The sequence below is a fragment of the Desulfobacter sp. genome, from assembly GCF_050177295.1.
The window spans coordinates 1-6231 of record NZ_JBFXHE010000269.1; the positions used below are offsets into that span (position 1 = coordinate 1).

Annotated in this window: 7 protein-coding genes and 1 pseudogene; 1 reads left to right on the top strand and 7 read right to left on the bottom strand. The window is 42.0% G+C overall.

Features of this window, described 5'->3' with window-relative positions; genetic code table 11:
• Window positions 1-108: 108 nt before the first annotated feature.
• Together AB7U36_RS16435 and AB7U36_RS16440 are read right to left on the bottom strand one after the other, a co-directional pair.
• Window positions 109-561, bottom strand: coding sequence for a hypothetical protein (locus AB7U36_RS16435; protein ID WP_428160785.1), 453 nt, complete (start codon window positions 559-561; stop codon window positions 109-111).
• A 2-nt stretch (window positions 562-563) separates the two neighbouring features.
• The gene (locus AB7U36_RS16440; RefSeq protein ID WP_428160786.1) at window positions 564-1049 is read right to left on the bottom strand and encodes an acyltransferase; all 486 of its coding nucleotides are present in this window, start codon (window positions 1047-1049) and stop codon (window positions 564-566) included.
• A gap of 114 nt (window positions 1050-1163) precedes the next feature.
• Between AB7U36_RS16440 and tnpA the strand changes: the two are divergent.
• Window positions 1164-1385, top strand: a pseudogene (gene tnpA, locus AB7U36_RS16445) (IS200/IS605 family transposase); the annotation flags it as partial.
• Between the two features lie 86 nt (window positions 1386-1471).
• Here the strand turns inward: tnpA and AB7U36_RS16450 are convergent.
• The 5 genes from AB7U36_RS16450 to AB7U36_RS16470 form a co-directional block, all read right to left on the bottom strand.
• Window positions 1472-3022 carry a polysaccharide biosynthesis C-terminal domain-containing protein gene (locus AB7U36_RS16450; RefSeq protein WP_428160787.1) on the bottom strand — a complete coding sequence of 517 codons (1551 nt, stop codon included), beginning with the start codon at window positions 3020-3022 and terminating at the stop codon, window positions 1472-1474.
• 157 nt (window positions 3023-3179) lie between these two features.
• On the bottom strand, window positions 3180-5243 hold the full coding sequence (locus AB7U36_RS16455) for a hypothetical protein (protein WP_428160788.1): 2064 nt from the start codon (window positions 5241-5243) through the stop codon (window positions 3180-3182).
• A gap of 100 nt (window positions 5244-5343) precedes the next feature.
• The gene (locus AB7U36_RS16460; protein WP_428160789.1) at window positions 5344-5565 is read right to left on the bottom strand and encodes a DUF3368 domain-containing protein; all 222 of its coding nucleotides are present in this window, start codon (window positions 5563-5565) and stop codon (window positions 5344-5346) included.
• A complete protein-coding gene (locus tag AB7U36_RS16465; RefSeq protein WP_178366482.1) occupies window positions 5552-5800 on the bottom strand; it encodes a UPF0175 family protein in 249 nt (82 codons plus the stop codon). The genes AB7U36_RS16460 and AB7U36_RS16465 overlap by 14 nt, the downstream gene beginning before the upstream one ends.
• Before the next feature lie 186 nt (window positions 5801-5986).
• Window positions 5987-6231: hypothetical protein (locus AB7U36_RS16470; RefSeq protein WP_428160790.1), on the bottom strand; the 245-nt coding region annotated here is incomplete at its 5' end.

Consider the following 6231-nt stretch of genomic DNA (forward strand, 5'->3'; position numbering starts at 1 on the left):
ACCGGAAGCCATGACGGAAGACGAATTTAAAGCTTTGATGCCACAAAACGTGGATAAAAACTTGCTGGAAAACTATACAACACCCCGATAGGCTTAAAAAGGTGTGGTTCATACACCGCTTACTTTATAAATACGATAATATAATGGAGAGATACCAAAAGCATCAGATCTTATTTCAATCCTTTTCCCACTATCCTCAATTTTAATTAAAGAAAAGACACCATTATAATCAAGAGGTTTATTTCCATTGAAATAATTAAAAATTTGCGCAGAGGTTGAAAACGTATGCAGACTTGGTTCAAGCAAATAACCGGAGAACAAAATAGCTTTTGAATATCCCCCTGATTGATTGGGTTCACCATGGAGTGGCCCGATTGTTTCCGCAGAGTTATTTAAACAATTACTTATAATGAACCAATTATTTCCTGAAATCTTTTTGAACCCATCTCCCATGACTTTGACATTCAAAAGAGCAGAAGGATGCCAGGCGCCGACGAAAAAATTTTCTTCAGATGAAGACCAATTCTCCAACCATCTAAAGGAAATGTTAAATTCACTCATATTTATTTATCCTGAATCAGTTTGTCTTTTATCAACCGAGCTGGAACCCCTCCGACAGCTGTATTTTTTTCAACATTTTTCGTTACAACAGCGTTAGCTGCTACGACTGAATTCTCTCCAATAAAAACGTTGTTTAATATCGTAACATTAGCCCCCAACCAACAGCCTTTCCGCAAAATAGTTTCCCCTTTGGTTGCAGGATAAACTTTTGCTAAAGGGCGGTTTCCAACATCCTGATGACTCAAAATTGTACACCTTGGAGAGAGTGTTACATCATCTTCAATTAATATTTTACCCGTTAGATCAAACATGCACTCATAGCCAAAATAACAGTTGTTCCCTATTTGAAGATTAGAAAACCCCCCCGAAGACAAATTTATAAATCGTATTCCCTGTCGGAAAATAACATTCTCACCGATTTGTGCTCCGTATCTTTTTAAAAGAAAAGGTAAAGTCCAAGGTGGCAAAAAAAATATGATTGTTGACATTTGACTTAGACCAAAAAAACGGACAAATTTATCGAGCGAAAAGAAGAGTATTTTAGACTTTATTCCCATACTTTCCAATCAAAAAAACTACTTATTAATAGTGACCCAATTTTACCCTATATATCGTCATCTGATATCATGCGCAGAATAAAGGGTAGAGTTTCCCGGAAAAATTTTGAGGAATTTCCTTATGTTAAAAAACGATATTGGGGAAGGCACTTTTGGGCACGAGGTTATTTTTGCGTGACCTCCGGTGAGCTGACAAAGGATATGATTCAAGAGTATCTTGAGCATCATTTTGGAAAAGACCCCAATGATAATTTTGATATCAAGTAGTTACCCCAACCGGCTATAGCCGGTATTGCTGGATTTTCATTCCGCGAGCTTAATCCCACCGGTTTCTAACCGGTGGTTGTTTAGTTTCAATTAAATGCTTTCTTTATTCCATTTGCTTTTTTTAATAGACGATTTCTGTCATCTGGTGAAAAAAGTAAGAGCAATACAATGGGGATGTAACATATAATACAAATAGTCACCTGGATAAAAAATGCTATCCAGGTGGGTGTTAAGAAAAAATGTTGCAAAAAATAGCATACCATAGCAAAAAGGCCACCTACAAGCAACCCCCTGCTGCCGGTTGTAAGGAGGATCTTGCCCCAGTTCAGTCCAACTTTCCGACATGCATAAGACGGTAAAATGACCGTTTGAATAAGCAGGTGAGAACCTAAAGTGCCCGCGGCAATTCCAAGCATTCCCCAATCCAAAACAACGACAAAAGAGATGGACAGGATCAAATTAATAACGGCTTCAACAACAGTCATTTTTGCGGCAAATCCGATATGGCCTGTGGCTTCGAGAAGGCTCCTACTGAATTGGCCGAGATTCAATAAAAGCTTTGCACAGGAAAGAATTGCCATTACTTTGGCAGCTGTGGTAACCGATGTCAACGGAAAAGATTTAGGATCAAACATCCAGAGAGAGATAAATGATTTGCCTAAGAAAATATAACCGACATACATGAGAATCCCAAGGATCAGCATCAGGCGCATCATTCTGTGAAGTAACCACCGAACCTCCCCGAATTTACCTCGGGTAACCGCCCGCTGCAAGGAGGGGAAAAAAGTTCCTTTGATCTGTTTGACAAAAGTGTCTGAATAATAAATGAGCATGGCACCGACACTGTATACGGCTACCGCATCGATGCTGATAAGATTTCCCACCAGAATCAGGTCGGTCTGCCCGATGATTTTTGCAGACACGGCAATGATAAAAGCGCCTATGCCGTAATTGTACAGCTCTTTTATCCGTTCTTTTTTCAATATCAGGGGCCAGAGTTTCAGTGAATTATGTATCCTTCGGGAAAGCATCAGGTTGACACCCAGGCCCACCAGGTTGCAGCTGATGATGGCCACGGTCAGGCCCACCAGGCCGGTGTCCAGTTTTAGGGCTGCAATGGTGCCGATGGTGCGGACCGCCAGCATGATCAGGTCGGAACCCTGAGCCAGGTCGAACCGGTCATAGGCTGCCAGCAGGCTGGAAAGTATGGTTCTTAAGGCGGATATCCATATATTGACGGCAAGCACAGGGAGCAGCACAGTCACGGTGGTATGGTATTCAACGGGAACAGTGGGAAAGACCATGGGGAATACCAGTCCCAGGATAACACCTGCAAGCAGAATAAGGCTGCTCATAACTGTATAAAGCCCCAGTCCCGTCCGTATGGTTTCATCCACTTTTTTAAGATCATCCTGTCCCAGATACAAAATGATATACCGGCCGGTGCCGGCCCTTACACCCAGATCCAGGATGCCCATGTACCCGGTCAGCACCGTCAGCAGCTGCCAGATACCAAATTCAGTGACCCCGAGGGTATGGAGAATAAACGGGGATAAGAAAAACATCACCACAAGGTTGGCACCGTGGCCGACCCAGTTGGCGGTGAGGTTTCGTAAAATAATGCGGGCGTCAGTCATTTCAGTTGTGTGATTTTTCTCAAAATGTTTTTAAAGATATTATTGAATTCAAATCAGTTTTGTCATAAAAGAGCCGCATCCGGGAAGTTTAAACCGGTTAATCAGAGTCTTTTAGCATGTAAGCCTCAAAAATAGGACACCCTATAAGATCCTTATTCTAAAGGGTGTCCCGGCTTAAATCGGTAGCTATATTTGTCACATAGTTATTCCCGTAAGGATCCTTCATCTCTAATTGCCACTTCTGGTTAAGTACCTCTTTTTTGTTCCCCAAGAAAATATAGGGAGCCCCTTCAAATGACTCACATAAGATCACTTTGCCATCGGAAGAAGTTGCTTTAAACTGTGCGGTTTCAGGCGATACAGAAGATGAATGAAGTTTCACTCTAAGCCAGACTTCCTGAGCGTTGTCTGCCCCTTTTTTAGTAATTATATGAACATCCTTATTTTGTTCAAATTCAGGTGTAGTAGTGTCTTTAGATCCAGACAGAGGCCAACTATACAAAGGATCTCCTATAAAAGTTGTGATCCACCCCAAATGGGCTTGATTCATGAGAAGAAGTTCTCCAACCGTATACCCTTTAAGAAAAAAAGGATAAAAAATGTCATCATCCCACCAACTTTTGTTATGAATGTGTGGGGCTCCGTTATATACTCGAGCAGCACCGGCTGTAATGGTAACCCCCATGGCTATATCTCTCACCAGCTCACCTTTTTTCCAGCCGTTATGGGAAATAACCGTGCTGGCTATCCCGCCTGGCAGATAAACCGGCTCTCGGTTAAAGAAGTCCTTCGTTGGTGAAAATCGCAGAAACGCCAACAGGTCTCTGCCTGCACCGCCGTAGTAGAGATGATGAATCCCCTTTCCCCAGAGCCATTGTCCGGCGTTCGTCCACTCCAATTTGCCAACCCTGTCCTCAGTTTTTTCGTTAATCATTCCATCCATCTTACCCATGGCCAGCCCACCATATCTTGAAGCGTAGACCGCCCGGTCAATGAGTCCTCTCGCCGCCATGGGCGTTGGGGCATCAATCCGCATCACAAAAAACAATTGTCTGTTTTTAAAACGCTTTCGTTCTTTTGACGTAAAAGAAACCGGCGCTGGTATTTTATCAAGAGAGCCATTTTTCTTTTCATATACCAATGGATGCATAAAAGGGTTGGCTTTTCTGCCGTACAACGGTCTTGCCTGGGGCGTTCTAAAATAAAATGCAGTAAAGGGGCCGAGGTTTTGGAATCGCTGGGGTTGGGGTTGTGATCCCATGATTGCTTCAAGATCGTAATACATAAGCTGGAGTCGTTGTTCAAGACTAATGATACTGCCATAGTTGTTTATATGTTCTGTAACCCCACGGGCAATGCCATACGGAGCTACGACAGTCCTCGGAAGCCCATAGCAAACCACCATGAACAGAATGTGATCTTTCAGCAGTGTTCCGTCCGCCCTGGCGTTTTCAGGGGCCTCCAGGAAATTTTTAACCTGGTTTTCTATATATGAAAGATACATCTGGTCGTCGCGTTTACCGTCCGGGCCGGTTTCACTCAATTCAACATCCTGGAAATCCGTATACTTTGCTTCCCATTTATGCAGCTGTCCCGAGGCGTCTTTGCAGCTTGCATAAGCAGAAAATGAGCCTGAAAGAAAGCTGCGGGCATTGGCCCGAACATTCCATGGCCCATCAATCTGGACCTGCACGCGATTGCCATGCAGGCTTTTTCCATTATCCACCAGCGGTAACGTATTTTTAAGATTCTTTTTGAGCTGGACCTTCAGGGTGTCAGGCAACCATTTCTTATCTTTTTCCCGGGGAAGAGTGAATTCGAACAACCGGCTGTCACGCATATCATCTGTGGCAAATTTTAATATTTTCCCATCTTTTGTTAAAACAACACCTGACGTATTGTCTTGGGTTCTTTCGGCGAGATGATGCTCATTGAGAGATCTGCCTTTTAGGTGATTTGTTTCGATTCCACAACTGAGCCCTAAAACATAAGGTTTTTCACCGGTTTCAGGGTCCGTGTGCATAGAAATATAATGATCTGCAATCTCTTTGGAATCCTGCCCTGGATCAGTAAGTGGATCATCTGTTTTCCAGTCTGCGTTGTAAAGAACCAGCACCTGGGATGGGGTTACCGCATGTGCATTACCAATCAGTTGATTGAGGATGACTACGGCCATGCAGGCGAATACAAGTATTTGTATGAGTTTGAGTTTTTGTATCATGCCTTACAGTGCAGTACCATCAGTGGTTTTCGGGTTTTTGCAATTTTTTTAAACATTTTATGTGTTCGTTTCTTCGTGCGTCAGATTGGCAATACCGGATTTATTCACCTGCTTCAGAAAGAAGAAGCTGAATTATAGACTCAGACAAATAAAGTCCAGCATCACGAAAACGATCAATTCTTCTTTTTACAGATCTAATAATTCCTCTTCGCTTTGCAAGTATCAAAAGCCCACCTGTTCCGATAGTTTGAATACCAAATGTTTTTGCACAACGGCGAGCAGCAAGATCATCCACAACTGCCCAGTGGTCAATCTCCATCATAGTCTCTTATTTGTTCCGGTGTAATTTGTAATGGAGAAACCATTGAGACTGATAACACATCAATAAATTCCGCCCTGGAAATCCCTGCTATTTCAGCACCTTTATTTTGTGATATTTTCCCAAGCTCATACCATTTTATAGCGGCTGCGATACGCATTTGCCTGATAAATTCGTCAGGATCAGCATGAAGAGCTGAAAATACTGTTTGAGGTAATTCTATTGTTAAAGTTGTCATAAAAATTTCCTTTACAACTGTGACAAAAGGGTTATTTTGTCTTTCAAGATAGGAGCACTGCTCCCGCTTTTAGTGCTTTTTAAACTGACTGATGCACATTTTAAATACATGGGTTAAAAAGCATGTTTTTTAAGCACATTAGCGGAATCAAAATTCTCTTTAGAATATCTCAACCATATTTTTGTTTCACCTTTCAAAAATGACATCCCCATCTTTTATATGGTCTAAAAAACCGCTTGCTGCATCAGGATTAATCGGAATTACATCGAATGGAATAGTTGCTATCAAAGTTCTTAACAGTTTCCTGTACTTCATTGATAAACTCAAATAACCACCTTTGCTGTTTTGGAATACGGCTATGTCGATGTCATTTGGGGTATCAGATTTTATGAAAGAACCGAAAATCAAAATTTTTTGGACTTCTTGTTCAT